This window comes from Nonomuraea lactucae, assembly GCF_003313395.1.
Classification (GTDB): domain Bacteria; phylum Actinomycetota; class Actinomycetes; order Streptosporangiales; family Streptosporangiaceae; genus Nonomuraea; species Nonomuraea lactucae.
Genome location: NZ_QNFZ01000324.1, coordinates 1 through 613, shown reverse-complemented (window position 1 = coordinate 613; position 613 = coordinate 1). Strand labels below are relative to the sequence as shown.

Genomic DNA, 613 nt, shown 5'->3' with positions numbered 1-613 from the left:
CCCGCCTCGGTGCCGGGGCGGCCCGAGTGGGCGGCGGCGGCCACGCGGGCCTCCGGGTCGGCCACCAGGACGGCCGGGCAGTCGGCGCCGAGGGAGGCGAGGGCGAGGCGCGGCTCGGTGGTGAAGACGCCGTCGAGGGGAGGCGGGTCGTCGCCGAACGGCTCGCTCACGTACGCCACGTCCGCGCCGTGGATCTGGCGCATGAACACCACGCCCCGCACGCCGAGCTCCGACACGACGCCCTCGCGGTTGGCCAGGACGGCCGCCGGGTCGTCGCCGACCATCCCGCCGAGGTTGCGCGACCCGTACGGCGGGGCGCTCACGCCCCCGTGGCGATCGGTGATGGCGACGTGCACTCCAGGAGCCAGCAGCATGCCTAGATCCTAGGCCGACTGCTGGCCGAGGCTAAGCAAGCAAGCATATGCTTGGTAACGTGGCTGACTATCGCAACCTCATCGGCGGCAGGCTCGTACCCGCCGCCGACGGCAGGACCATGGACTCGGTCAACCCCGCGACGGGCGAGGTGTGGGCCCGGGTGCCCGCCTGCGGCCCCCGGGACGCCGACGCGGCGGTCGAGGCCGCGCGGCAGGCGTTCCCCCGCTGGTCCGCGCTG

2 protein-coding genes are annotated in these 613 nt (G+C 75.0%); one reads left to right on the top strand and one right to left on the bottom strand.

What is annotated here, in order from left to right:
- Nucleotides 1-374 (bottom strand): laccase domain-containing protein (locus DQW85_RS21735; RefSeq protein ID WP_240197336.1); only part of this gene is annotated, 374 nt, incomplete at its 3' end.
- A gap of 59 nt (nt 375-433) precedes the next feature.
- Here DQW85_RS21735 and DQW85_RS21730 point away from each other — a divergent pair.
- Nucleotides 434-613: aldehyde dehydrogenase family protein (locus DQW85_RS21730; RefSeq protein WP_113702113.1), on the top strand; the 180-nt coding region annotated here is incomplete at its 3' end.